The sequence below is a fragment of the Butyricimonas faecalis genome (assembly GCF_003991565.1).
Classification (GTDB): Bacteria; Bacteroidota; Bacteroidia; order Bacteroidales; family Marinifilaceae; genus Butyricimonas; species Butyricimonas faecalis.
Genome location: NZ_CP032819.1, coordinates 3057481 through 3081478 on the forward strand (window position 1 = coordinate 3057481; position 23998 = coordinate 3081478).

Annotated in this window: 18 protein-coding genes and 1 tRNA gene; 15 read left to right on the forward strand and 4 right to left on the reverse strand. The window is 42.2% G+C overall.

Annotated features, from left to right (window positions below; translation table 11 throughout):
- The 5 genes from D8S85_RS13055 (at position 1) to D8S85_RS13075 (ending at position 8431) form a co-directional block, all read left to right on the forward strand.
- On the forward strand, positions 1–579 hold the full coding sequence (locus D8S85_RS13055) for an RNA polymerase sigma factor (RefSeq protein ID WP_106481051.1): 579 nt from the start codon (positions 1–3) through the stop codon (positions 577–579).
- A gap of 69 nt (positions 580–648) precedes the next feature.
- Entirely contained in the window at positions 649–1797 is a 1149-nt protein-coding gene (locus D8S85_RS13060) for a FecR family protein (protein ID WP_106481052.1), read from the forward strand.
- 98 nt (positions 1798–1895) lie between these two features.
- Positions 1896–5489, forward strand: a complete 3594-nt coding sequence (locus D8S85_RS13065) for a SusC/RagA family TonB-linked outer membrane protein (RefSeq protein ID WP_106481053.1) — start codon at positions 1896–1898, stop codon at positions 5487–5489.
- An 8-nt stretch (positions 5490–5497) separates the two neighbouring features.
- Positions 5498–6988 carry a RagB/SusD family nutrient uptake outer membrane protein gene (locus tag D8S85_RS13070; protein WP_106481054.1) on the forward strand — a complete coding sequence of 497 codons (1491 nt, stop codon included), beginning with the start codon at positions 5498–5500 and terminating at the stop codon, positions 6986–6988.
- A gap of 18 nt (positions 6989–7006) precedes the next feature.
- Positions 7007–8431 carry a TlpA family protein disulfide reductase gene (locus D8S85_RS13075; RefSeq protein ID WP_158641580.1) on the forward strand — a complete coding sequence of 475 codons (1425 nt, stop codon included), beginning with the start codon at positions 7007–7009 and terminating at the stop codon, positions 8429–8431.
- Between the two features lie 137 nt (positions 8432–8568).
- On the opposite strand, the gene D8S85_RS13080 is transcribed toward D8S85_RS13075, so the two are convergent.
- Positions 8569–9660 carry a bifunctional 3-deoxy-7-phosphoheptulonate synthase/chorismate mutase type II gene (locus D8S85_RS13080; RefSeq protein WP_106481056.1) on the reverse strand — a complete coding sequence of 364 codons (1092 nt, stop codon included), beginning with the start codon at positions 9658–9660 and terminating at the stop codon, positions 8569–8571.
- 671 nt (positions 9661–10331) lie between these two features.
- On the opposite strand from D8S85_RS13080, the gene polA reads away from it, so the two are divergent.
- The 7 genes from polA (at position 10332) to D8S85_RS13115 (ending at position 17164) form a co-directional block, all read left to right on the forward strand.
- The gene (polA, locus tag D8S85_RS13085; protein ID WP_106481057.1) at positions 10332–13031 is read left to right on the forward strand and encodes a DNA polymerase I; all 2700 of its coding nucleotides are present in this window, start codon (positions 10332–10334) and stop codon (positions 13029–13031) included.
- A 27-nt stretch (positions 13032–13058) separates the two neighbouring features.
- Positions 13059–13859 (forward strand): DUF4271 domain-containing protein, encoded by an 801-nt coding sequence (locus tag D8S85_RS13090; RefSeq protein ID WP_106481058.1) that lies wholly within the window; start codon positions 13059–13061, stop codon positions 13857–13859.
- Between the two features lie 36 nt (positions 13860–13895).
- Positions 13896–14660 (forward strand): uroporphyrinogen-III synthase, encoded by a 765-nt coding sequence (locus tag D8S85_RS13095; RefSeq protein WP_106481059.1) that lies wholly within the window; start codon positions 13896–13898, stop codon positions 14658–14660.
- Between the two features lie 4 nt (positions 14661–14664).
- A complete protein-coding gene (gene rnpA / locus D8S85_RS13100; protein WP_181951161.1) occupies positions 14665–15135 on the forward strand; it encodes a ribonuclease P protein component in 471 nt (156 codons plus the stop codon).
- Positions 15095–15316, forward strand: coding sequence for a membrane protein insertion efficiency factor YidD (gene yidD, locus D8S85_RS13105; protein WP_106481061.1), 222 nt, complete (start codon positions 15095–15097; stop codon positions 15314–15316). Before rnpA ends, yidD begins: the two co-directional genes overlap by 41 nt.
- Positions 15317–15374: 58 nt before the next feature.
- Positions 15375–17024 (forward strand): S41 family peptidase, encoded by a 1650-nt coding sequence (locus D8S85_RS13110; RefSeq protein ID WP_106481062.1) that lies wholly within the window; start codon positions 15375–15377, stop codon positions 17022–17024.
- Between the two features lie 69 nt (positions 17025–17093).
- Positions 17094–17164 (forward strand) — tRNA-Gln (locus tag D8S85_RS13115).
- Between the two features lie 598 nt (positions 17165–17762).
- Here the strand turns inward: D8S85_RS13115 and D8S85_RS13120 are convergent.
- Entirely contained in the window at positions 17763–18674 is a 912-nt protein-coding gene (locus D8S85_RS13120; RefSeq protein WP_127075210.1) for a helix-turn-helix domain-containing protein, read from the reverse strand.
- An 8-nt stretch (positions 18675–18682) separates the two neighbouring features.
- A complete protein-coding gene (locus D8S85_RS13125; RefSeq protein ID WP_106481064.1) occupies positions 18683–19351 on the reverse strand; it encodes a YczE/YyaS/YitT family protein in 669 nt (222 codons plus the stop codon).
- Positions 19352–19521: 170 nt separating this feature from the next.
- Between D8S85_RS13125 and D8S85_RS13130 the strand changes: the two genes are divergently transcribed.
- Genes D8S85_RS13130 through D8S85_RS13140 form a run of 3 tightly spaced genes read left to right on the forward strand, consistent with a single transcriptional unit; the run spans position 19522 to position 23467 of the window.
- Complete coding sequence (locus tag D8S85_RS13130) at positions 19522–20826, forward strand: TolC family protein (RefSeq protein WP_106625096.1); 1305 nt, start codon at positions 19522–19524, stop codon at positions 20824–20826.
- A 23-nt stretch (positions 20827–20849) separates the two neighbouring features.
- On the forward strand, positions 20850–21884 hold the full coding sequence (locus D8S85_RS13135; RefSeq protein WP_127075212.1) for an HlyD family secretion protein: 1035 nt from the start codon (positions 20850–20852) through the stop codon (positions 21882–21884).
- Between the two features lie 5 nt (positions 21885–21889).
- Complete coding sequence (locus D8S85_RS13140; protein ID WP_106481065.1) at positions 21890–23467, forward strand: MFS transporter; 1578 nt, start codon at positions 21890–21892, stop codon at positions 23465–23467.
- A gap of 195 nt (positions 23468–23662) precedes the next feature.
- Here D8S85_RS13140 and D8S85_RS13145 read toward each other — a convergent pair whose 3' ends face one another.
- On the reverse strand, positions 23663–23905 hold the full coding sequence (locus tag D8S85_RS13145; RefSeq protein ID WP_106481066.1) for a helix-turn-helix domain-containing protein: 243 nt from the start codon (positions 23903–23905) through the stop codon (positions 23663–23665).
- Between the last annotated feature and the right edge of the window lie 93 nt (positions 23906–23998).

The following is a 23998-nucleotide window of genomic DNA, read 5'->3' on the forward strand; positions in this document are numbered from 1 at the left end:
ATGGATGAAAATAATATTCTGCTAGAAAGATTAAAGGCTAATGATGAGGCGGCTTATCAGGAGTTGTTTGAGATTTATTTCAAACAGTTACATCATTTTGCCGAACGAATGGTTTTTGATTCCGAGGTTGCTCACGATTTAGTACAGGATGTATTCATCAGTTTATATGAAAATAGCAAGAAATTATCTGCTCGAAGTAATCTTTCGGGTTGGTTATTTGTATCCGTCCGTAATTCCTGTTTGAAATATTTGCGTGACCGGAAAGTTGAAGATCGTAGAAATGTTCTTTATGCAGAAGCTATGCTGCATTCTGAATCCATGGAATGGATTGATGATGAAGAGTTATTAGAAAAGATTTATCTCGCGATAGAACATTTATCGGGTAAATGTCGTGAGATAGTTAAAATGCGATTGATCAAAGAAATGAAATATAGCGAAATTGCGTCGGAACTTTCAATTTCTGAAAATACAGCTAAAGTGCAAGTGCATAGGGCTATACTAAAGATAAAAGAACAATTGGCTGCTGATTCTGCTTTCTTTATTTTGCTTAATGCATACTTGGAATTTTTCCAAGAGTAGAAAAAAAATCGAAATTATTTGTAAACCTTTTTGAGTTCTTGGGATTATATGTACAAATAAACTCAAGAAATGGACTCGATAGATTGGATTATTATTAATAAAAGTCTTGATGGATCGTTAGATGATCAGGAATCGAAAATGCTATCAGATTGGTTAGCCGAATCGGCGGAACATCGTGCGTTATACCAGAAAATAAAGGCTTATGATTCGTATTCACTTAGTGATGAAAAATTTGAGCGATGGAGGTCAGAATATACGGATGTATTGTCTCGCTTAAAACAGCGTCGAAATAGAAGGCTTGTGCGTCGGAAAATCCTTGTATCCACTTCGGTGGCAGCTGTTGTTGCTGTTGTCGCGTTATTTACCTTGTTTTTGAATTATCCGGAACCTGGCTCTGTAAATTTGAATGAAAGCGGCGAGCATTCGAAAGTTCAATTACAACTTGCAAATGGTCATTGGTTAGACCTGGATACGATTAAAGAGAATCGTTTGATGGGAATGGATCATGTGAATGTTTCATCCGGAAACAAGACATTGACCTATCAACATGCTGATAATTTGCAGCAAATGGAGTATAACATATTGAAAACAGAAAGGGGAGGAGAATGGAACGTGACGCTGGAAGATGGAACTAAGGTTTATTTGAATTCCTCGTCAACATTGAAATACCCGGTTTCTTTTGCAGGTGAAAGTCGCGAAGTATTTCTTGAAGGAGAGGCTTATTTTGAAGTGACGCATGATCCAAATAAACCATTCATTGTCAAAACAAATGATATGAATATTTTAGTCCGGGGAACTTCTTTCAATATAAATGCTTATCCGGATTATAAAATTGTCAGGACAACACTTGTTAACGGGAAAATTGAAGTAGAATGTTCCGGTAATACCCATACGATTCTTCCGGGACAACAAATTGTTTTCGAGAAAGAGACAAAATCAGTAAAGATACAGGAAGTTGACACGGAATTATATACATCCTGGAAAAATGGTTTTTATAAATTCAATGAGACGAGACTTGAAGATATATTGGCGATGTTGTCGTTGTGGTACGATGTGGATGTGATCTATGCTGATGAATCAGTTAAAGATCTGAGTTTCACAAGTTCAGGTAAGATGGCCCGTTATGACAATCTCATGAATCTGTTAAAGAAATTCGAATACACCAATAATGTTACGTTTGAATTGAATGGTAAGAAGTTAACCGTTAGGAAAAAATAAACTTGCTAAGGGTGCATCCTTAGCAAGCTAAACCTGCAAAATAGCTTAAATGGTAGTGAGACTATTTTGCTAAATAGTAATAATTAAAAAACAAAGTTATGAAAAAAAAGCGAACCAAGAAAAGGTTGACGGATGAATTGAGTGTCCGGAAATTTTTAATTAAAATGAAATTGCCACTTTTTTTATTGATGATTTTATTTTTATCAGTAAATGGGGTTGCTTTTTCTCAAACAGCTAAAATCTCAGTTAATTTTACAGAAACTCCACTTTCAGAAGTTTTTGCAGCATTGGGAAAACAGAGTAAAATGGTTTTCCTGTATGACCATAAATTGATTGAATCTAAAGGAAAAGTTTCTTTAAAGGCTGACAATCAGGAATTAGAAAAGGTGTTGAAAGAATTTTTACCCCCATTGGGGTTGACATACATTTTCGAAGATAGCGTTGTTGTCGTTCGGAAAGCTCCTGCTGATCGTCCTGTGAAAGCGGTAAGAATGATTACAGGTGTCGTAACGGACGAAACAGGACAACCCTTGCCGGGAGTTCACGTGGTGATTAAAGGTACACATAAGGGCATCGCGACGGATGTTAACGGAAAGTTTAGTGTTGCGGTTGAAGATGGTACGAAACCGGTATTTGTTCTTTCGTTTGTGGGAATGGAACCTTTGGAATTGAAAGTTTCGGAAAAAGATAACTATAAAGTGATTTTAAGTACGAAATTACAAAAGTTTGATGATGTGATCGTTACTGGTTACCAAACGATTTCCAGGGAAAGAAGTGCAGGTTCATATTCGAGGGTTTCAGGTGAAGAAGTATCTAAAAAGGCGAACCTGACGGGGAATATTCTTGAAACTCTTGAAGGACTGACTCCCGGATTAAGTGTAAATTACGGGATTGGAGAGGACAAGTTCTTGATCCGGGGAACGACGTCGATTAATTCGTCAACAGAACCACTGATCGTGGTCGATGGAGTTGCATTAGAGGAGGGGAATATCGAGGAACTTATAAACAGTAACGATATAGAGAGCGTGACTTTCCTTAAAGATGCGACTTCTGCTTCGATCTGGGGAGCTAGAGCTGCAAATGGGGTAATCGTGATAACTACGAAATCGGGTAAAACCGGAGATCATCGTTTAAAAATTACTTATGACGGTTCATTTACTTACAAGGGGCTTCCTGATTTTGGATATAAGGGACTTATGAGTAGCGAACAGATTATCCAGTCTGCAAAGGAGATTTTTGATCCGGAGGCTTATCCATGGGCAACGGTAACTACCAAAAATGGGGGAGCTTTAGTTTATCCGCATGAAATACCGTTATATCAGTATGCTAATAATGAGATAGACGAGGCTGAACGGGATCGGCAGCTTGAGGCATTAGCCAAGTTGGACAATCGTTCACAAATTGAAAAATACTTGTTGCAGCCGGCTTTATTCACGAAGCATACAATATCATTTTCGGGTGCAGCCAATAATATTTATTCCATCTATGGATCGGTTGGTTACGAGTATAACCAGAGTACCGAACGGGCAAATACCAACAAGATCATGCTCAATTTCAAGCATAATATACAGTTGAAAAAATGGTTGAAAATTGATTTGACAACGAATCTTTCCGTGCAAAATGTAAAAACAGGTCTCATGCCGGCATACACGAATGTAAATACGATTTTACCTTACGAAATGTTGGCAGATGAAGAAGGAAACCCGATCGATCATTCCCACACGATTTTTTATAAAGATTATCAAGATGAGCTTGAAACAAAGAGTCTTCTCGATTTAAGCTATGTCCCTTTGAATGATATGAAGGAAGGGTTTAATAAGTCAAAATCGGTGAATGGTCGTGTAAATTTGGGTATTGCTATAAATTTGGTTAAGGGATTAAAATATGAAGGACGTTTCCAGTACCAGCAAAATTATAGCAAGAGCGAGTTATTTTACAGCCAAAATTCATCGCTGGTTAGAATAGAGTTAGCAAGATTCACAAAACCGGCTAATCCGCCTTCAACCACGGCTCCTACTTATTATCTGCCCACTACCGGAGGACGATACACCCTTGCCAATGTTGACGGGATAAACTGGACGATTCGAAATCAATTTAATTATGACCGTGTTTTCGGTAAGGATAAACAACAAATAACAGCGATCCTTGGAATGGAAATACAGTCAGGAGTATCTACTTCCAATTCAAATACACGACGGGGATATGATCCGCAATCACAGACTTACCAAGCGTATGATGAAAAGGAACTTGCCACGAATGGAATTTCAGGTGCCGTGTACACTAATTTCGGAACACCCCGTAATACATTGGTGACGAAAATGTTTTCTCAAAGTGAAACGGAAAAACGGTTTGTTTCTTTTTATTCGAATGTTGCGTACACTTACAATAGTAAATACACGTTGAATGGGAGTATTCGGGTAGATCAGTCAAATTTATACGGGAGTGATCCGAGCGTCCAGTTTAAACCTATATGGTCTCTTGGTGTGGCTTGGAACTTGAAGAGGGAAAGTTTTATGGATCAGGTTGATTTCCTGAATCGCTTGGATTTTCGGTTTAGTTATGGTTTGGGAGGAAATTCTCCAAAGCCGGGCAAGGGAGGACCTTATAACTTGTTGAGTGCAAGAGCTAATTCTATGTTTGCAGGATTGGGTATAGGTTATGACATCATGTATCCGGCAAATGATAAGATTCATTGGGAAAGGACTCGGACTATAAATGGCGGGATAGATGTGGCCATGTTTAACAACCGGATTACAGCATCAATAGACGTGTACCATAAACTGACAACAGATTTGTTAGCAACGAAGCCGACGGATCAGACGTTGGGATGGGAGAGTTTTTATACCAATTTCGGGGATATGAAAAACCAGGGATTTGAAGTATCTCTTCGGACGAAGAATATCTTCTCCCGGAATTTTAGTTGGTCAACCGTGTTGACGATGACGAATAACCGTAATAAAGTTCTGAAACTCAATCTTGATGGTGCAATGACCGCAAGTAAAAAGGTGTACATGGACTATATTGAAGATTATGCAGGCAATAGCTTGTTTGCATATCGGTGGGCAGGTTTGAGTGAGGAAGGAAACCCTCAAGTTTTCAACGCGGAAGGAGAAATAATCGGTGATTATCAAGATGAATCTTTGACCGAGAATGCCGTGAAGTTTATGGGTGTTACCCAGCCGAAATGGTATGGCGCATTGACGAACAACTTTTCTTACAAGGGGTTTGACTTTTCGTTTATGCTCGTGTATAACTTTGGTCACAAGATGCGTCGTGATGTAAATAATTTTTGGTACGGGCGATTGACACATAATGTAAGCAAGAAGTTTTTAGATCGTTGGCGGGAACCTGGTGATGAGAAATACACGGATGTACCGAAATATGTTTCGAAAACGGTTGAAAATAAAACGAAGTCTCGGAACATTACCTTTTATGAATTAGCGGATATTAATGTTTTGGATGCGTCCTATGTCAAATTACGGGATATTACATTATCATACTCTCTGCCTAAAAGTTTGTGTGACAAACTATTCATGGATAGAATCACGTTACGGGCACAGGCCTCTAATTTATTCCTGATAGCGGCAAATAACGATGGGATAGACCCTGAATATCACCACTACAGAAGTGGGTTACGCGGGACAAAATACGGTCCGTCGTGGTCATTCGGACTTACTATTAACTTTAAATAAGGTTGACGATGAAATGTAATCATGTATATCACGGATTGGCAACTATATTGAGTGTTGTCTTGTTGCTTGGAGGTTGTAAGGATTTCCTTGATGTAAAACCTAAAGGAAAAGATATTCCGGAAACAATCGAACACTATAACGGAATGTTCAATAGTACGAATCTGACTTCTGTAACCTATACTCAAGTGACGGAACTCGGGACGAAATTAGGCGTGAGTACCCTGTACAATATTTTTATGGGAGATGAACTCACGGCGACACAAACTTCGATTTCTGAACTTGATTTCAAAATGAATCAGGCGTATCAATGGGAGGGAAAGATTTTCGGTGAAGAAGATGATGTTTGTGAATGGGCGACGATGTATCAGCAAATCTACACGTTTAATGTTATCATTAATAACGTGATGGATGCATCGGGTGGAACGAATAAACGGAAGTTGGAACTCCAAGCTGAAGCACGGGTGAATAGGGCTTTTAGATATCTGATACTTGCCCAATATTTTGGAAAACCATATAATGAATCAACGGCTGGCACTGATTTGTGTGTTCCTCTTGTTGTAGAGGATGATATGAATTTGAAAAATCTGAAACGGAATACAGTTCAGGAAGTGTATAATTTTATCATTAAGGAATTGGAAGAATCTTGTCCCAATTTGGTGGAATCAACGAATCATCCGTTACGAATTTACCAATGTGCAGGATGGTTTTTCTTGGGTAAGGCTTATTGGGTTAAAGGAGATTACGAGAATGCAAGAATCGCCTTGGAGAAAGCACTTAAATCTTCTGAAATAAATACCACCGGTATCACTTTGTGGGATTACAACCAAATGTTAAGTGAATGGGGATATAATTCCGCTAAGCCTTACGCGTGGACTTCCGGTTTCCCGGCTAATAACACAGGGGCTAACAAAGAGGTGGTTTACAACTATCAGTATGCGATCTCTTCAATTTCCAGTGCAACGGGGCAACCCAAATTATTTGTAAAGGAAAAATACATGGATCTGTACGAGCAGGATGATCTTCGAAGAAACTTTTTTTCGAATAAAACGAGGACCGGGGCCGCTATGGAGGGATATAGGAGATTACCTTGCAGGACAGTCTTTAATTTAGGTGTTGAAATGCCTGATCTGTATTTAATGCTGATAGAGTGTCAGGCCCGCTCAACGAATCAGGCCTTGCAAGATGAGGCTCGGGTAAATCTTGAAGAATTTCGACGCCACCGGATGCCTCAGGAAGCTGCGGTGATTCCTGCCGATATAACTTCTCAGGAAAAACTTATTCGCTTTGTCGTGGAAGAGCGATTGCGGGAATATATGATGACCGGCATACGCTGGTTTGATATGAGAAGATTGTGGAATGACCCTCTTTTTCAAGATTGGAAAGCCGAATATACACATACCGATGGGGAAAGTTCTTATACGCTGACAGAAGATCGGCTTGTTTATCAAATTCCACCGAAAATACTTGTATTTAACTCGGATTGGCAGAATAATAAATAACAATAAATATTGATGAAAATGAAAAAACTAATTTTATTAAGCATTATATTACTTGGAACATTTGCGCTGAAAGCACAGGTAATTAAAGGAAAATTTAATGATTATCATGGGGAAACAATAAAGATCAACATTGGAGGTTGTGATCGGGAAGCCCTTAAAATAGGAAGTGACGGATCGTTTGTATTCAACCCGGTGATCAGGTATGAAGGGCAAAAGTTTACTATAAATATGCCCGATGAAACTCGGATTCCGGTGTTAGTTGGTAAAGGAGAAGAGGTTCGCTTGGAGGTATCAAAAGACAAGGATGGGAAAACAATAGCTAAATTTTCCGGAGATAGAACGGATATTAATACCTATTTATTTGTTCACGCGAATCAATTATCATTAAAGGGTGTTAGAGGACAGAAATTTGCTACGTTTAAGGAATACTCGGCAAGTTTGGATCGCTTGAATAAAAAATTGGATCAATTACTGGATAAAGTTAAGGGAGATCAGGATCTTGTCGATGAATATCGGGTGGAAAAGAATGTGGACATCATTTCGGCTAAAATCGGATTTGGAAGAGATGATGAAAAACTGGCTCTTGCAGATGCCGATTACATAAAATTTATGAAGTCGATAGATCTGAATGATAGCGTAACCTTTAGAAAAGATCCTCGCAAAGCCTCGTTGGGTTATACGGGAATAGTAGCAAGAAGAATATCTTGGGAAGCAAAAAACAGGGCAACCGCTCAAGACGATCCCGCTAAATCTCTTATTAAAAATTTATTGATTCTTGACGAATTGGTGAGTAACCAGGAGATTAAAAATAGTGTTTCTCACTATTATGCCGTTATGTTTTATATGGGTGGGGGAAATGCTCACGCGAGAGAGTTTGTTGAGACTTTTAATAAAATAAATACAGATCCGGAACATCGTGCTTTTGTGAAATCAAGACCATTACCATCAAAGGATAATAATCTTGAAGCCGGATCCGTGGCTAAGGATTTTGAAATGCGTGATCGTGATGGTAATTTGGTGAAACTTTCAGATTTTAAGGGAAAACTTGTTTATATGGATATCTGGGCAACATGGTGCGGACCGTGCGTGGAAGAGATTCCTAATATGGAAAAATTGTACCAATATTATAAAAATGATCCAAGAATCCTGTTAGTGAGTGTATCCGTGGATAGTAAAAAGAACCTTTGGGAGAAAAAATTGAATGAAGACAAGCCTCAATGGCCTCAATATATCGTTGACGGAACTTTAAAAGATAAATTGTACAATGAATACATGATAACCGGAATCCCTCGTTTTATGATGTTTGATAGTGAAGGTAAAATTATCACAATCAATGCACTGAGACCTTCTAACAGTAAGTTGATTCCGTTTATAGAGGAACAATTGGCTAAACCGAAAGAGATGAAAGGCCCCGGTGGTATGAAAATGATTAAACTAAAGTAATTTAAGATTCCTATAAACTATTGGAAGTTGTCCAACTCCTTCCCCTAACCCCTCTTCACATAGGTGCGAAAATAGCTTAGTAATCAGCTCTCCCCCTGTGTAAGGGGGAGTTGGAGGGGGTAGTTGGACAACTTCTTTTATTCATTCATAATGTCCGTCTGTCGGTCGATAGAGGCTTGGTGTATGGCCTTGAACACCCGCTCCACGAGTTCTTCACTCAAGTTATTCTTGCGAGCTTCTTCGAGAACTCGGGTCAATATTTTTTCCCAGCGGTCCGGTTGGAGAATGGTAATGTTGTTTTGTTTTTTATACATCCCGATCTCTTCAATAATCTTCATCCGGTTGGTGAGAGCTTCCATGATCGTGTTGTCCAGCGTATCGATTTTTTCCCGGAGTTCTTCCATGATTAAAGTATTGTTTGAATTGTTTGGATGTTCTTCCCGAATAACTAGATGAGTTAGAATTTGATTCAATTGATCGGGGGTAATTTGTTGAGAAGCATCACTTAATGCACAATCCGGATTCACGTGAGATTCGATAATTAATCCGTCAAATCCCAAGTCCATGGCTTTTTGTGATATTTCTTGGATATACTCCCGGTGACCACTGATATGGCTGGGGTCACAAAAGAGCGGTAAATTCTTAATGCGTCGCTTTAATTCAATAGGTATTTGCCATTGAGGCATATTACGATAGCGGGTACTGTTATAAGATGAAAACCCGCGATGAATAGCGCCTAATTTTGTAATACCACACAAATAGAGGCGTTCAAAAGCACCAATCCATAATTCTATGTCCGGATTTACCGGATTCTTGACGAGAACCGGGATGTCAACTCCTTTCAGGGAGTCTGCGATTTCTTGAACGGCAAATGGATTTGCCGTGGAGCGGGCGCCAATCCATAACATATCCATCCCGTATTTCAATGCGGTTTCCACGTGATGAGCATTAGCGACTTCCGTGGAAATCTTCATTCCCAACTCTCGTTGGATATTTTGCAACCAAGGCAATCCTTTCACGCCAACTCCTTCAAAGCAATTCGGACGAGTCCGAGGTTTCCATATCCCGGCTCGTAAAACTTCTATTCCATTGTTTTTCAATAAACTTGCAGTCTTAAAAAGTTGCTCTTCAGTTTCGGCACTGCAAGGACCTGCGATCATTAATGGACGTGTTTGTCGGGTAAACAAATTCCACTCGGAATAAGATGGTATCTCTAATGCTTTGGTCATTTTAACTACAAAATTAGAGTTCAAAGATATTCTTTTCTTTTCTAAAAATGGAGCTATCCCTTTACTTTTTGGATAGCTCCCGGAGGATGATGATGTGCTTTAACAAAATGTTCCGTGTTTAAAATTGAATTTAGATACTTTTTTAGCAGAAGTCTTCTTACTTGATTTTTTGGAAAGGAATACACGGTTTTGTGTGTTCTTGTTTCCTGGCTGAAGATTTGATTTTTGTGTTTTCATACTTGTTTTTGTTTTATGTGTTATGACAGATTTAAATGAAAAAACCCGGCTGGTTTCAGCCGGGTTGAATAAATATAATATGCGTTACTTACATTTTGCAGGTATTACAAGGTCATCCCAGCTATTGTTGAGGCAATAATAATAGTAGAAATAATAACGACCTGTATGTGAAAAAATAGTATTCATGTCTATGGTTTTAAATGAAAAAGGCCTCGAATTTCGGGGCCTCTATATTTTTAACAATCACAATATTTTCCCCTTTACTTTTCCGGAAAGTAATAATAGAAATAGTAATATGAGGTGTACATCGTGTTCATTCTCTTCTTATTGTTCGAGACAAATATAGGCATTCTGAAATATAAAACAAATAAGCAAGAAGAAAAGTTAGGAGAAAAAGTCTAACTTTGTGTGGATTAATTTGAAAAGGAAAGATGATGACTAACGAGGAGAAAAAATTGTACTTGCTGGATGCTTACGCGTTGATTTACCGTTCATATTACGCGTTTATCAATAATCCCCGAATTACGACAACGGGAATAAATACATCAGCTACTTTCGGTTTTTTTAATTTTTTACTGGAATTGCTTGAATTGGAAAAACCGACCCATCTGGCAGTAGTTTTCGACCCGGAAGGTCCTACTTTCCGTCATGAAATGTACCCGCCCTACAAAGCCCAGCGTCCCCCCATGCCTGAAGACTTGAAAAAGTCGGTCCCTTATATTAAACGAATCATTGAAGGATTAGGAATTAAATCGATTGTTGTCAGCGGCTTTGAGGCCGACGATGTGATCGGAACGCTGGCCAAACGGGGAGAAAAAGAAGGTTTTCAGGTGTACATGATCACGCCGGATAAAGATTATGCCCAATTGGTCAGCGAGCGGGTGTTCATGTATAAACCGGGGCGTGCCGGAAACAAGTCTGAAGTGTGGGGTATTCCGGAAGTATTGGATCATTTCGGGATCGAACGGGTGGAACAAGTGATCGATATTCTTGGCTTGATGGGCGACACGGCGGATAACGTGCCGGGATGTGATGGTGTCGGACCCAAAAGTGCCGCGACATTGATTTATAAATATGGAAGCATAGAAGGGGTATATCAACATATAGATGAACTGAAAGGCAAACAAAAAGAACGTTTGTTGTGTTGCCGGGATACCGTCTTTTTGTCGAAAGAACTGGTGACGATCAACACGGAAGTCCCCACGGAAGTGAAAGCTGAAGATTTGGTTTTAGGCGAGATTCAAGACGCGGTATTGAAGCCGATCTTTGACGAGTTAGAGCTTTTCTCTCTGGCAAAGCGAGTGTTCACGATAGAACACGAGGAAAATTTGGTAGAAACGATTCACTCGGAAGAAGTCGATTACCGGGAAATCACTACCGTGGCAGAACGGGACGAGTTGCTTCAGCAGCTGAAAAAAGCCCCGGAATACGTGCTGAACGTGATCTTTGGCGACGGAACGATTTATAACTCTTATCCGGACTATCTATGTTTCTCAACAGCCGTAAATACGGCTTGTTATCTGCGATTACCTTCAGCGAAAGATAAAGCGGAGGAAGTGATTCGTCTATTTAAACCTATTCTTGAAGATAAGGATAAAACTTTGATCTCGAATGACGTGAAGGACGATATCATCTGGTTAAGAAGAGCCGGGGTCGAAATCCTAAATAAAATATTTGATGTCAAGATCGCCCACTACGTGCTACAACCGGATAGTTCCCATGAATTGGAACGCATTGCATTGGAAATGCTGAATTATCGCTTGATAAAAGGAGATAATACCGAGAATCCTCAATTATCCCTGTTCCCTGATGAAGATTCCAAGAAAGACAAGGACTTTGCGGAACGTACGGATATCTTATTTCGCTTGAAAGGAAAACTGGAAGAGGCGTTACAGGAAGTCGGGCTTTATAAACTATATGAAGAAATTGAAATGCCCTTGGTATCCGTCCTGGCCGACATGGAATACGAGGGGGTAGCCATTGATAAAGCGGCACTGGATGAGTTATCCGAGGACTTGAAGATAAGAATCGCGGAGACGGAGAAAATTATATTTGAAATGGCCGGCAAAGAATTCAATATCAGCTCCCCCAAACAACTGGGCGAAATTTTGTTCGACCAAATGAATATTGATCCCGGCAACAAGAAAACCAAAACCGGTCAATACAGTACCTCCGAACAGGTATTATCCAAATTGGAAGATGCACACCCGATTGTCGGACATATACTTAATTACCGGGGATTAAAGAAATTGTTGACTACCTATGCGGAGGCTTTACCCACGTACATTGATCCGGCTACCGGAAAAATACACACGCATTTTAACCAAGCGGAAGCCGCTACCGGAAGATTGAGTAGCTTGAATCCGAACTTGCAGAATATACCTATCCGGACGGCCGAAGGTCGTAACATTCGAAAAGCCTTTATCACGGGTGATCCGGATTACGGGTTTTTCTCGGCCGATTATTCGCAGGTAGAGCTGAGATTGATGGCGCATTTAAGTGGCACGCCGGAATTGATCAACGCATTCTTGCGAGGCGAGGATGTGCATGCTGCAACGGCATCCAAGATTTATCACGTGCCCTTGGAAGAGGTGACCCCGGAGATGAGGCGACGAGCGAAAACGGCTAATTTCGGAATTATTTACGGCATTTCGGCTTGGGGATTGGCAGAACGGCTGAAAATATCCCGGAAAGAGGGGAAGGAATTGATTGATGGCTATTTTGCCCTTTATCCCGGAGTGAAACGTTACATGGAGGAATCCGTGGAGAAAGCCCGGAAAAAAGGGTACGTGGAGACGATTATGGGGCGCCGTCGTTATCTGAGAGATATAAATTCCCGGAACGCGGTTGTTCGGGGTGTTGCCGAGCGAAACGCGGTGAACGCTCCTATTCAGGGGTCGGCTGCCGATATTATTAAGAAAGCGATGATATGTATTCATCAAAAATTAAAAGAACGGGGATTACGTTCCAAGATGATCTTGCAGGTGCATGACGAGTTGAATTTCAAATGTCACCACGAAGAAGTCGAGGAATTGAAGAACCTCGTGGTGGATTGCATGGAACATGTCGTAAGCCTCTCCGTACCTTTAACCGTGGGAACCGGCTACGGGAAAAGCTGGTACGAGGCGCACTAATTGTAGAATATAAAGATATTGTTGGGAATGTTGGACGAGCCAATTGATTCAGTTATAACGGATAGTATCGTTCCGGTGCAGGACTCTGCGGAAAGACTGGCCTCATTGTTAAAAGAGGCGGCCTCCTGGAAACCTATGTTGCCTTTTGACACGTTGACAAATCAGGTGGAATTAGTAGAAGGGATTCCTTTGAACGGGGAGAAAATGAACATTGAATTCATTTCCAGTATTCTGATTTACACGGTTATATATCTTGTTTTTATCGCTTTGTTGCGTCTGCGGGGAAGAGGGTTTCTCACGACGGTGTACACCTATTTTTTCAACCGTAAAAGAGGAGCCAGTTTGCAATCGGAAGGCGGGATGCCGAACTACTTTTTTGTTTTTTTGTCCGTTTGTCTTTCCTTCTCGATCTTGTCTATATTGTTGACTTTTTTAATGGATCCTCCCTTTGCATTCTTTCATGCTTTAATCTATTTCCTGATCATTTTCGGTTACTACTTTTTAGTCCTGGGACTTGTGCGACTTTTCGGATGGACATTTAATGGAAGACATTGCGCGTCAGAGATCATCTTGAATCTGCGCACCAGCGCGATCGTATTGGGATTATCGATTTCTCCCTTTGTGCTAGCCTTGTTCTACGTGCAAGCTGTGGCAGTAGATATGTTATTGTATGTCATTTTAGGAATAGGTATCATTATACTGATTTTCAGATTTATAAGATTGATTAAAATATTATATGGATATAGAGTTTCAATTTTGTATATGATTTTGTACCTTTGTGGGCTCGAAATATTGCCGATTCTTGTCTTGTACAAGCTATTGGGATAAGTAAGAGAAGTTAGTGTAATTTTAAAACAGAAAGAGTTGAAAATAAAAAAGATACTAGTTTCGCAGCCAAAGCCGACAACCGAGAAATCTCCGTATTTTGATTTGGCAGAAGAATTTGGATTGAAATTAGAATTCAAATCATTTATAAAGGTAGAAGGTGTCACGGCAAAAGAATTTCGTCAAGAGAGAATAAATATTCTCGATTTTACCGGGATCGTCTTTACCAGTCGTACGGCTATTGACCATTTCTTCCGAATCTGTACCGAAATGAGGGTAACCGTTCCCGACACGATGAAGTATTTCTGTATATCAGAGGCAATTGCTTTCTATCTTCAGAAATATATCGTGTACCGTAAGAGAAAAATTTTCTACGGGGACAAAAAAGTCGAGGATATGACGAAAATTTTGTTGAAGCACAAAACCGAAAACTTCCTGGTACCGGTTTCCGACGTGCATAAAGAAAATATCCCCGCTTTGATGGATGAACTACACCTGAAGTACACGAAATCCATATTTTATAAAACCGTGTCCAGTGATGTAGCCTCCGAAATTCCGGATTTGAAAGAGTATGACATCTTGGCGTTCTACACCCCGGCCGGTATCAAATCGTTGTTCCACAACTACCCGAATTTTGAACAGGGTTCGACGATTATCGCGGCCTTCGGCGAGGCAACAGCCGAGGCGGTGGAAGAGGCAGGCTTGAGGCTTGATATAAAAGCCCCCACGGAAAAAGCCCCTTCGATGACCATGGCGCTGGAACAGTTCATTAAGGTTTACAACAAAGAAAATAAATCAAAATAGGAAAATGGACATCAAACGATGTCCATTTTTTGTATGTTTGCACTCGTATATGGATGAAACGATAAAATACACGTTTTGCAAAGAAGAACGGCTATGCCGGAAAGGGGGATTCGAGGAACTTTTATCCTCGGGCTATAGTTTCGTCTCTTATCCGTTACGCGTGGTTATCCGGTTATACCCGAGGGAAGAGAAAGATTTCCCGGCCCGTATCGCCGTGAGTGTTTCTAAAAGACGTTTCAAACGAGCCGTGAAACGCAACCGGGTAAAACGTTTGATTCGGGAGGCCTATCGTCTGAATAAAAATGTATTATACTCTTCTATCCCGGAGAATAAAACGATGGATATATTGTTTATATATTTGCATGACGAGATTTTTGAATATGGTAAAATCGAAAAAGCGATAACCGGTGCTATTAAAAAAATCAGGAACTATATTGAAAAAGATAGTGGTGGGGATATTACTGATACCCATTAAATTTTATCAGCTATGCATTTCCCCTTGGACACCCCCGAGTTGCCGCTATACACCGACTTGTTCGCAATACGCGGTCGAGGCGTTACGAAAACACGGTCCGGTAAAAGGATTATACCTCGCCATAAAACGGATATGTTCCTGTCACCCGTGGGGTGGTTCGGGCTACGATCCGGTACCTTGAAATTTGTTATTTTGTTGGATATATACTATTTTCGCTAGATTGTTATTAAAATAAGATTATGAGAAAAAATACACGTGTAATTATCTTCATTTCGGGAGTCTTGATACTGGCTTTCGGGATGCTTGGCTTGAAAGAAGACAATAAAAGGTTCCAGATTAGTAAAGGATTGGATATTTTTGCCACGCTTTTCCGAGACGTGAATCTTTTTTACGTGGATGACGTGCAGCCGGAGAAAATGGTGCAGGACGGGATTGATGCCATGTTGAAAAAACTGGACCCTTACACGGTTTATTACCCGGAAACGAAGCTGGACGAATTCAAGATGATGACGACGGGCGAATACGCCGGGATCGGTTCCGTGATCGGCATGAAGGATGATTACGTGGTGATCCGCGAGCCCTACAAGGGATCTCCTTCATACAAGGCCGGACTGCTTCCGGGCGACTTGATCTTGTCTATTGACGGGGAAAACATGAAGGGAAAGAATGTCGAGTACGTGAGTTCCCGCCTGAAAGGACAACCCGGTAAGGAAGTGGTGCTTAAACTGCAACGCGTCGGGGAAGAAAAACCGCTGGAAAAACGGGTTCTTCGGGAAGTGGTACAGGTTCCCAGTGTTCCTTATTACGGGATGTTGAACAACGAAATCGGGTATATCTATTTTACCGGTTTCACGGATAAGGCTGCCGATGATGTAAGACGTGCGATCATGGATTTGAAAAACCGGGGAGCGCAATCCCTTGTCCTCGATCTTCGCGGTAACGGGGGCGGATTGTTGGATCAGGCGGTAGAGATTGCCAATTTCTTCCTGCCGAAAGGCTCCTTGATCGTGAGCACGAAAGGAAAGATGAAACAATGGGATAAAGAGTATTTCACGACGAGAAACCCCTTGTTGCCGGATATGAAACTGGCCGTGTTGATCGACCGGGCTTCGGCCTCTGCTTCGGAGATCCTTTCCGGTTCTTTGCAGGATTATGACCGGGCGGTTGTGATCGGCGAACGTTCATTCGGCAAGGGATTGGTGCAAACCACCCGTGATTTGGTTTACAACACGAAATTAAAAGTGACCACGGCGAAATATTATATTCCGAGTGGACGCTGTATTCAAGCGGTGGATTATTCTCATCGTAACCCGGATGGTAGCGTGGGCACGATTCCCGATTCTTTGATGAAACCCTTTAAAACGAAGGCCGGGCGAATCGTGTATGACGGTGGTGGCATCACGCCGGACGTGAAAATCGAGCCGGAAAAGTACGCTAAAGTAACCCAGGAACTGGTGTTGCAGGATATGATCTTTGATTTTGTTAACGAATACGCGGCAACTCATCCCACGATCGCGGCTCCTTCTGAATTTGTTTTGTCGGATGAATTGTTCAACGAGTTCAAGGAATACTTGAAAAAGCGTAAGTTTGAATACGAAACAGCCTCTCAACTTGTTTTGGAAAGATTGGAGAAAACCACTCAGGATGAGAAATACTATGATCAGGTTTCAGGTCTGGTCGAACAATTGAAAAATAGTCTTGGCCATTCCATCGATCGGGATTTGGATGTTTTCAAGAATGAAATTTCCGATATATTATCCGATCAGTTGATGGAACGTTATTATATGCAAGAGGGTGTGATAGAGTATCATGTCCGTAATGACAAGGATATAGCCAAAGCGTTGGAGGTCTTATCGAACAACGAGGAGTATCAAAAAATATTGAAGTAGCATGAAAAAACAGATAGTAGTTTTTTGAAATTCCAAAAAACTACTATCTTTGCATCGCAATAAAACAATTGCCCTATTGTGTAATGGTAGCACTACAGATTCTGGTTCTGTCTGTCTGGGTTCGAATCCTAGTGGGGCAACAACATAAAGAAAACCCTTATAGTTGGAAAACTGTGAGGGTTTTCTTTTTGAATGAAATTTGTTGATTATCAGTGCCGTTACTTCTCTTTTCTATTTTGTTTGAATGATTTGTGATATTAGGATTAAGGGATAATTTGAGGCATAAGAGGTATCATAAAAGGTATCATTTCCCAGTTTTGACAATAAATTTAGGTATCATATTAATGTATTTATTGTTAATGTTTTACAAATAAATATTATGATAATGATCCAGATGGCCTCATTTTTTTCATGTATGTTTGGAAGGAGTAAGTAAGGTTTGTACTTGTTTGTGCTAAGGTTTATTTTTAATTTGTAGTTAATAGGTAATGACTAACGGATTACTACCAAATGTAGTATTTTCATTACATTTTATAAATACTTTATGAACCTTATTATATATAAGGTTCATATAAGGTTTCTATAAGGTATCTATAAGGTTCATGACGGTAGTGATCCGGTAGTATTCAGTTCATGACAATATACTTGTAATTAAATTGCTTGTTATATAAGCATTGATTTTCATGTAGTTACGATTCTGCTATGTTTGAAATTTCTCTTTTTTGAAGAAACTATTTTTTATTTTTTGGATTTCGCCATCACATTTCTGAATTCTAGAGGTGAAATGCCGGCCCATCTTTTGAAAAACTTACTGAAAGAGGCTTGGTCAGAGAATTGCAACTCGGAGGCAATCTGCTGAATGGAAAATTCGGATAGCGCGAGAAGGTTGCGCGCCTCGCTGTATAACATCTCGTAAATGAAATTGTTCACGGAGCGGCCGGTTTGTGATTTGATGATGGAGGTCAGGTACTGGGGCGTGATATTCATTTCCCGGGCGTAAAAAGGAACGGAATGTTCCGTTTTATAATGGAGCATGAGCAACGTGATAAACTTCCGTAATATATAGGCATATCGGGTTTGTGGAACACCTTCGGTTGTTTCATCTATTTCTTTATTATCCAAGATGTTGTCGATTTCCAGATAGTAACGAATCAGGGCGTTCTGGATCATTTCCAACTGATAGGAATGTTCCGTTCGGGAGAGTTGAATCCGGAGGTCTTCCATGCTGGTGGTTAGCAGGAGTTTTTCTTCCTCGGAGATTTGCACGATGGGGTAATGGTACATGTTCATCCTGCGGGCAATGCGGTGTTGGATGTTGAGAATAGGCAGGCGGTCGATAAAATTCTTGTGCGAACAGAGGCACAGGCATTGAAAATCATCGCTTACTTGGTGAAAATTCGTGAGGTGCAGCGGGGATAGGATGCACAGGGAATGGGCGTCAAGCGGGTATTCCGCGCTATCGACCAAAAGCGTGGCTCTTCCCGATAACACCAGGATGTAGGAAAAAGCATTCAGGTAAACGGATTTGTTTTCGAACAGGAGAAATTTAGTGCCGGTGTCGGAGGTGAACACGGCAATTTCTCCCTTGTAGGAAGCGCTTTTTCTGAAAGCCGCGATTTCTTGAATGTTGACAATGTTGTAAGGCTCCATGCTGGGGGTTATCTTATGATGATGGAGCGAAGTTTATGTAATGTTTTTTGTGTCATGATTTTTTGGTTCAAAAAGCTGACCAGGTAGCCCGTTATGCAGGCCGCGATGATGGAACCTTCCCGCACGCCTTCTACGCGTTGGCTCAAGATGAGGGAAAGGATGACGGCCGACGTGACCAGGGTAACATCGAAGTACACTTTGAATTTTCCGAATTCCTTGTTACAGTTGCGGGAGGCGTATTTCACGAATCCTTCGGCACTCATCATGGCCACGCGGGGTTTTATTTCGAGAACAACTCCGATGGATTGCACGAGGCAGCCGACGAGTAGCAAGGCAATGGACATCCCGTAGTTCGAGGGGTGTAAGTCATTTGTCAAGAGCATATTCAGGTCGATAAATACCGAGAATATGAAGGAAAAGGGAAGCTGAAGTAGTATTTCGATGATGTCCCGTTTGCTTTTATTGTTCCGGATCAGCCAGAATTGTCCGATGATTAATAGCGTATTGATGATGAACGTGCAGGTTCCCAAGGATAGAGAGCTGTTCAGGCTCAACACGTAGTTTACACTGGATATAGGCGTGGTGCCTAGAGCCGAACGGACAATCAACACGACTCCCGCGGCTAGAAAATACAAGCCGATAACGAATACTAAATATTTTTTTGAAAGTTCCTTCATGGTTAATTTCTCCTTTGTAAAAAAACATGCAAAGGTACTATTTTTTGATGAGAATAGGAATAATGGCAAACGGGTTGTTTCAAATAAAACAAATTCTCTCGGTTTTCGAACATCCGATTGTTGGGGCTTTTTTAGGAATTTTGCGGCGTCTTAAAGAAAGAAAAAGCAGGATGAATAGGAAGAAATTTGTGACAGGACTATTGTGTATGGCCGGTCTGTTACCGGTTTGCGCGCAACAAAGGGTTTTGAGCGTGGAGGAGATGTTTCGTTTGGCCGACACGAATAGTCGGAGTATTCGCTCGCATCGTCTCGCTGTTGATGAAACAAGGCAGGGAACGAAAACGGCTAAAAGTGATAAGTTGCCTTCTATCGAGGCAAATTTGTCGTTCAGTTATATCGGGAACGGCTGGATGACGGATCGGGATTTTTCGGACGGGCAGAAGGCCTCTATGCCGCATTACGGGAATAGTTTCGCGATTAAAGCGACACAGGTGGTGTATGCCGGGGGAGCTATCAATCGTGGTGTCCGGTTGAGCGAGTTGCGGGAGCAGGTGGCGGAATTGGAGTTGCAGGATAGCCGCCAGGAGGTGCGGCTTCTGTTGGTGGGGTATTATTTGGAACTTTACCAGTTGTATAACCGGCAAGAGGTTTACGAGAAAAACATCGAGCAAACTCGTATGCTTGTGAAAGAGATTCAAGCCGCTTTTCAACAGGGGACGGCCTTGAAGAGTGATATTACCCGTTACGAGCTTCAGTTGCAGAGTTTGGAGCTGGGCTTGACGAGTACGCGGAACCGGATTAAAGTTTTGAATCGTCAGTTGACAACGACGATCGGTTTGGACCCGGAGACGGTGATTTTACCCGACACGACCGTGTTGACAAGGGAAATGGAGAGGCGGGATGAGTTGGCTTGGCAGGGAATGAAAGATGAATCTCCGCGCTTGAAACTGGCAGATTTGGGGGTGGAGATCAGTAAGCAACAACAAGATTTGGTGCGTGCAGGGCGTAGGCCGAATATCGGACTCGTGGCCGCGAATCATTTTGACGGGCCGATACTGATCGAGGTGCCGCCGATTGACAAGAATTTTAATTACTGGTATGTCGGAATAGGTGTTTCCTACAAGTTTGACGCTCTTTTCAAGAATAATAAGAAGTTGAAGCAAGCCCGGATTGCTACCCGGAAGGCGGAGGAGGAGCGGTTGTTGGCGGAGGAACAGGTCGCTAACGGGATTCATGCCGCGTGGGTTGAACTGGATGAGGCTTATTCCCGGTTGCGTACGCGGGAGAAGAGCGTGCAATTGGCTCACGAGAATTACGACGTGGTGCGTTATCGTTACTTGAACGGGTTGTCCCTGGTGACGGATATGCTGGATGCCAGTAATATACAGTTGAGTAGCGAGTTGGAGTTGACGAATGCCCGGATCGGTATTCTGTATCAGTATTATTTGTTGAAGAGGACGGTTGGTGGTTTGTAATGATTTTAATTGATATTTTGGTTATGAGTACAAGTAGAAAGAAATGGATTCCTAACGTGGTTTTAATCCTTGTTATTGTTGTCGGAATTTGCTGGGTGGCCAGTCGTTTTATTCATTTGGGACGGGTGGTGTACACGAATAATGCCCAGGTGAAACAACATATTACCCCGGTAAATACCCGGGTACAGGGGTTTATCAAGAAGATATATTTCGAGGAGTACCAGCGTGTGTGTAAAGGCGATACGCTGGTGGTGATCGAGGATGCCGAGTTTTGTCTGCGATTGGCCCAGGCGGAGGCGGATTACCGGAACGCGCTGGTCGGGATGGACGCGATGCACACGACGGTTCACGCGGCGCAGAGTCATGTGTTGGTGACGGATGCCGGGGTGGAGGAGGTGCGGGTGCGATTGGCGAACGCGGAGAAAGACTACGAGCGTTACAAGGAGTTGTTGAAGCAGGGGGCGGTTACCGTGCAACAGTTTGATCGGGTGAAGACGGAGTTCGAGGCAACGAAGGCTCGCCACGAGCAAATTCTTCGCCAGCGACAGGCGGTTTCACTGGTGAAGCAAGAGCAGGCGCAGCGTTTGGAACAAAACGAGGCGAATGTCAAGCTTGCCGAGGCCGCGTTGAATTTGGCCCGACTGAATCTTTCGTACACGGTGATTCTGGCCACGACCGACGGGGTGACCGGGCGCAAGAATATACACGAGGGGGAGCTCGTGCAACCGGGTCAGACGATGGTTAATCTCGTGGACGTGAACGAAAAATGGGTGATCGCGAATTACAAGGAGAGGCAAACGACCCGCATGGAGGAGGGGCAGATGGTGGAGATCGAGGTGGATGCTATCCCAGGAGTAAGGTTTGAGGGACGAGTGGCGTCGATTTCGGAGGCCACGGGGGCTTCTTTTGCACTGATCCCGCAGGATAATTCTGCCGGGAATTTCGTGAAGGTGGAACAGCGTATTCCGGTTCGTATTGAATTCACGGGGAGAAACAGGCCGGAGGATATGAGCCGCTTGCGTGCCGGGATGAACGTGGAGTGTAAGGTTAATTACTAGAGGAGATGTCTGTACCGAATATACCGACACGTATCCTGATGTTCCGGGATTTTGTTCCGGACCGGGTACGTGTGTTTCTTTGTTTGTTTTTTGCCGTGACGTTTCAATTCAGCGGGGGGATTTATTTGGCGTCTGTTTCTCAGATGGTCGGGTCGTTGGCGTTGATGCAGGAGGATATCATGATGGCGGGTTATGCTTCGTTCGTGGGGACAACGATTGTTTTTCCTATTCTTTTCCGGTTGAAGTTTCGTTTCACTTCCCGGTCGATTTTCTTGATGGTTTGTCCGGCGTTGATTGTTTGTAATTTGATCACGATGAGCACGGGGAGTCTTCCCGTGTTGGTCGGGGTGTGTTTTATTGCCGGGATGTTGCGTATGTGGGGGACGTTCGAGTGCTTGTCGAGCGTGCAGCTCAGTATCACGCCGACTCGTAATTTCGCGGTGTTCTTTCCGGTCGTGTATCTTATCGTGTTGGGGAGTATTCAGTTGTCGGGGCTGGTGACTGTTTATTTGGGGTATTGGGCTGACTGGCGATACATGCATGGGTTGATTGTCGGATTGTTGCTTGTCGTATGGTTGTGTGCGGCCCTGTTTACCCGACATTTTCGGTTTATGAAGGCGTTGCCGTTGTACGGGATAGATTGGTTGGGCGGTGTTTTGTGGGCGATTTTTCTTTTGGCGTTGGTTTTTGTTTTTGAATACGGGAAGTTTTATGACTGGTTGTATTCTCCTTATATCCGTTCGGGAATCGTGGTTGCGGTCGTGGCGTTGTTGTTGAATATTAACCGGATGCACACGCTGCGGCATCCTTATATCACGAAGGAGGCGCTGGGGTACCGCAATATGGGGGCGATATTGTTCGCGTTTCTGGTGTTGTGTTGCTTGCAGGCGACACCGACAATCCTGCAAAATATGTTTACCGGGGGTATTTTGAAGTATGACGTGCTGAGTTCGGTGTCTCTGAATTGGTGGAATTTGCTGGGGATTGTTTTGGGTGCTTTGGCGGTTTATTACTGGCACGCTCGTTTGCATGGGGGGTATAAAAGGGCCGTGTTTACGGGGTTCGCGCTGGTCGTGATGTACCAGTGTTTCATGTTTTTCCTGATAGATCCGCGGATGAATATTGAGTGGCTTTACCTGCCGACGTTGTTAAGAGGGGTGGGGCTCGTGATGATTTATATATCGTTGACGGTTTATATCTCGGGTTTCGTGTCGTTCCAGCATTTCTTCCAGGTGTTGTCTTTGTTGGGTTTCGTGCGGACGGGGTTCGGGTCGGCATTCGGAAGTGCGATTTATGAACGGATGATGCAGCATGTGTTGCCGGAGAAGTACCAGTTGTTGGCTACCGATCTGGATGCTGTGAATCCTGTTGCGGCGCACATCCCCGTGGAGCAGCTTTATGGGGAGACGATGAGGCAGGCGATGCTGGTTAGCGTGAAGGAATTATATGGCTGGACGTGTATTGCTGGGATTTTCTTTTTGCTGATGCTTTTGAGTTACAGGTATTTGAACCGGAACACGGTGGGACGTTTACCCGGGATGAGGCGGATTAAGCGGATGATGAAACGGGATGTTTCTTTTTAAAAAGTACTCATCTGCTGCGTTCCTGCTTCCCAAAGATTCGGTCACGTACTTTAGTACGCTCCCTCGTCTTTGTCAATCAGCGCCTTGCATCTAAGCACTTTTTTAACGACCTTCTAAAATGAAGAAAAAGGCTGTCTATTTACTTTTTAGACAGCCTCAACTGGTACTTTTTCCCGAAGATAGAGAGTAACTAATTTATTCCTTTGGAAATTTAGATTTTGGAATATCTTTCAGGAAATCACTTAATGAGATATCGAAATAATTGCATATTGCTTTTAAGGTTGATATCGTCATGTTATTTTTAGCAATTTCTATTCTGGAAATATTTATGTCTGTTGCGATTAAGAATTCTATTTGCGAAAGATCTTTCTCCTTTCGTAAAACCTTTATTCTTAGGGCGATTTCTTTTAGTAATGCTTCATCAATATATTTTTTCATGCCGTAAAGAAAGAAATGAACGTATCAATTTTCGCCAACGAATTTGTTGGCAAATAAAAAAGGTTTTCTTTGTAAAAATACGGATTTTATCAA

Excerpts from the sequence above, each read along its gene's own strand:
- D8S85_RS13055 (WP_106481051.1), top strand. The coding sequence starts at position 1 with ATGGATGAAAATAATATTCTGCTAGAAAGATTAAAGGCTAATGATGAG.
- D8S85_RS13060 (WP_106481052.1), top strand. The coding sequence starts at position 649 with ATGGACTCGATAGATTGGATTATTATTAATAAAAGTCTTGATGGATCG.
- D8S85_RS13065 (WP_106481053.1), top strand. The coding sequence starts at position 1,896 with ATGAAAAAAAAGCGAACCAAGAAAAGGTTGACGGATGAATTGAGTGTC.
- D8S85_RS13070 (WP_106481054.1), top strand. The coding sequence starts at position 5,498 with ATGAAATGTAATCATGTATATCACGGATTGGCAACTATATTGAGTGTT.
- D8S85_RS13075 (WP_158641580.1), top strand. The coding sequence starts at position 7,007 with ATGAAAAAACTAATTTTATTAAGCATTATATTACTTGGAACATTTGCG.
- D8S85_RS13080 (WP_106481056.1), bottom strand. The coding sequence starts at position 9,660 with ATGACCAAAGCATTAGAGATACCATCTTATTCCGAGTGGAATTTGTTT.
- polA (WP_106481057.1), top strand. The coding sequence starts at position 10,332 with ATGACTAACGAGGAGAAAAAATTGTACTTGCTGGATGCTTACGCGTTG.
- D8S85_RS13090 (WP_106481058.1), top strand. The coding sequence starts at position 13,059 with ATGTTGGACGAGCCAATTGATTCAGTTATAACGGATAGTATCGTTCCG.
- rnpA (WP_181951161.1), top strand. The coding sequence starts at position 14,665 with ATGGACATCAAACGATGTCCATTTTTTGTATGTTTGCACTCGTATATG.
- D8S85_RS13110 (WP_106481062.1), top strand. The coding sequence starts at position 15,375 with ATGAGAAAAAATACACGTGTAATTATCTTCATTTCGGGAGTCTTGATA.
- D8S85_RS13120 (WP_127075210.1), bottom strand. The coding sequence starts at position 18,674 with ATGGAGCCTTACAACATTGTCAACATTCAAGAAATCGCGGCTTTCAGA.
- D8S85_RS13125 (WP_106481064.1), bottom strand. The coding sequence starts at position 19,351 with ATGAAGGAACTTTCAAAAAAATATTTAGTATTCGTTATCGGCTTGTAT.
- D8S85_RS13130 (WP_106625096.1), top strand. The coding sequence starts at position 19,522 with ATGAATAGGAAGAAATTTGTGACAGGACTATTGTGTATGGCCGGTCTG.
- D8S85_RS13135 (WP_127075212.1), top strand. The coding sequence starts at position 20,850 with ATGAGTACAAGTAGAAAGAAATGGATTCCTAACGTGGTTTTAATCCTT.
- D8S85_RS13140 (WP_106481065.1), top strand. The coding sequence starts at position 21,890 with ATGTCTGTACCGAATATACCGACACGTATCCTGATGTTCCGGGATTTT.
- D8S85_RS13145 (WP_106481066.1), bottom strand. The coding sequence starts at position 23,905 with ATGAAAAAATATATTGATGAAGCATTACTAAAAGAAATCGCCCTAAGA.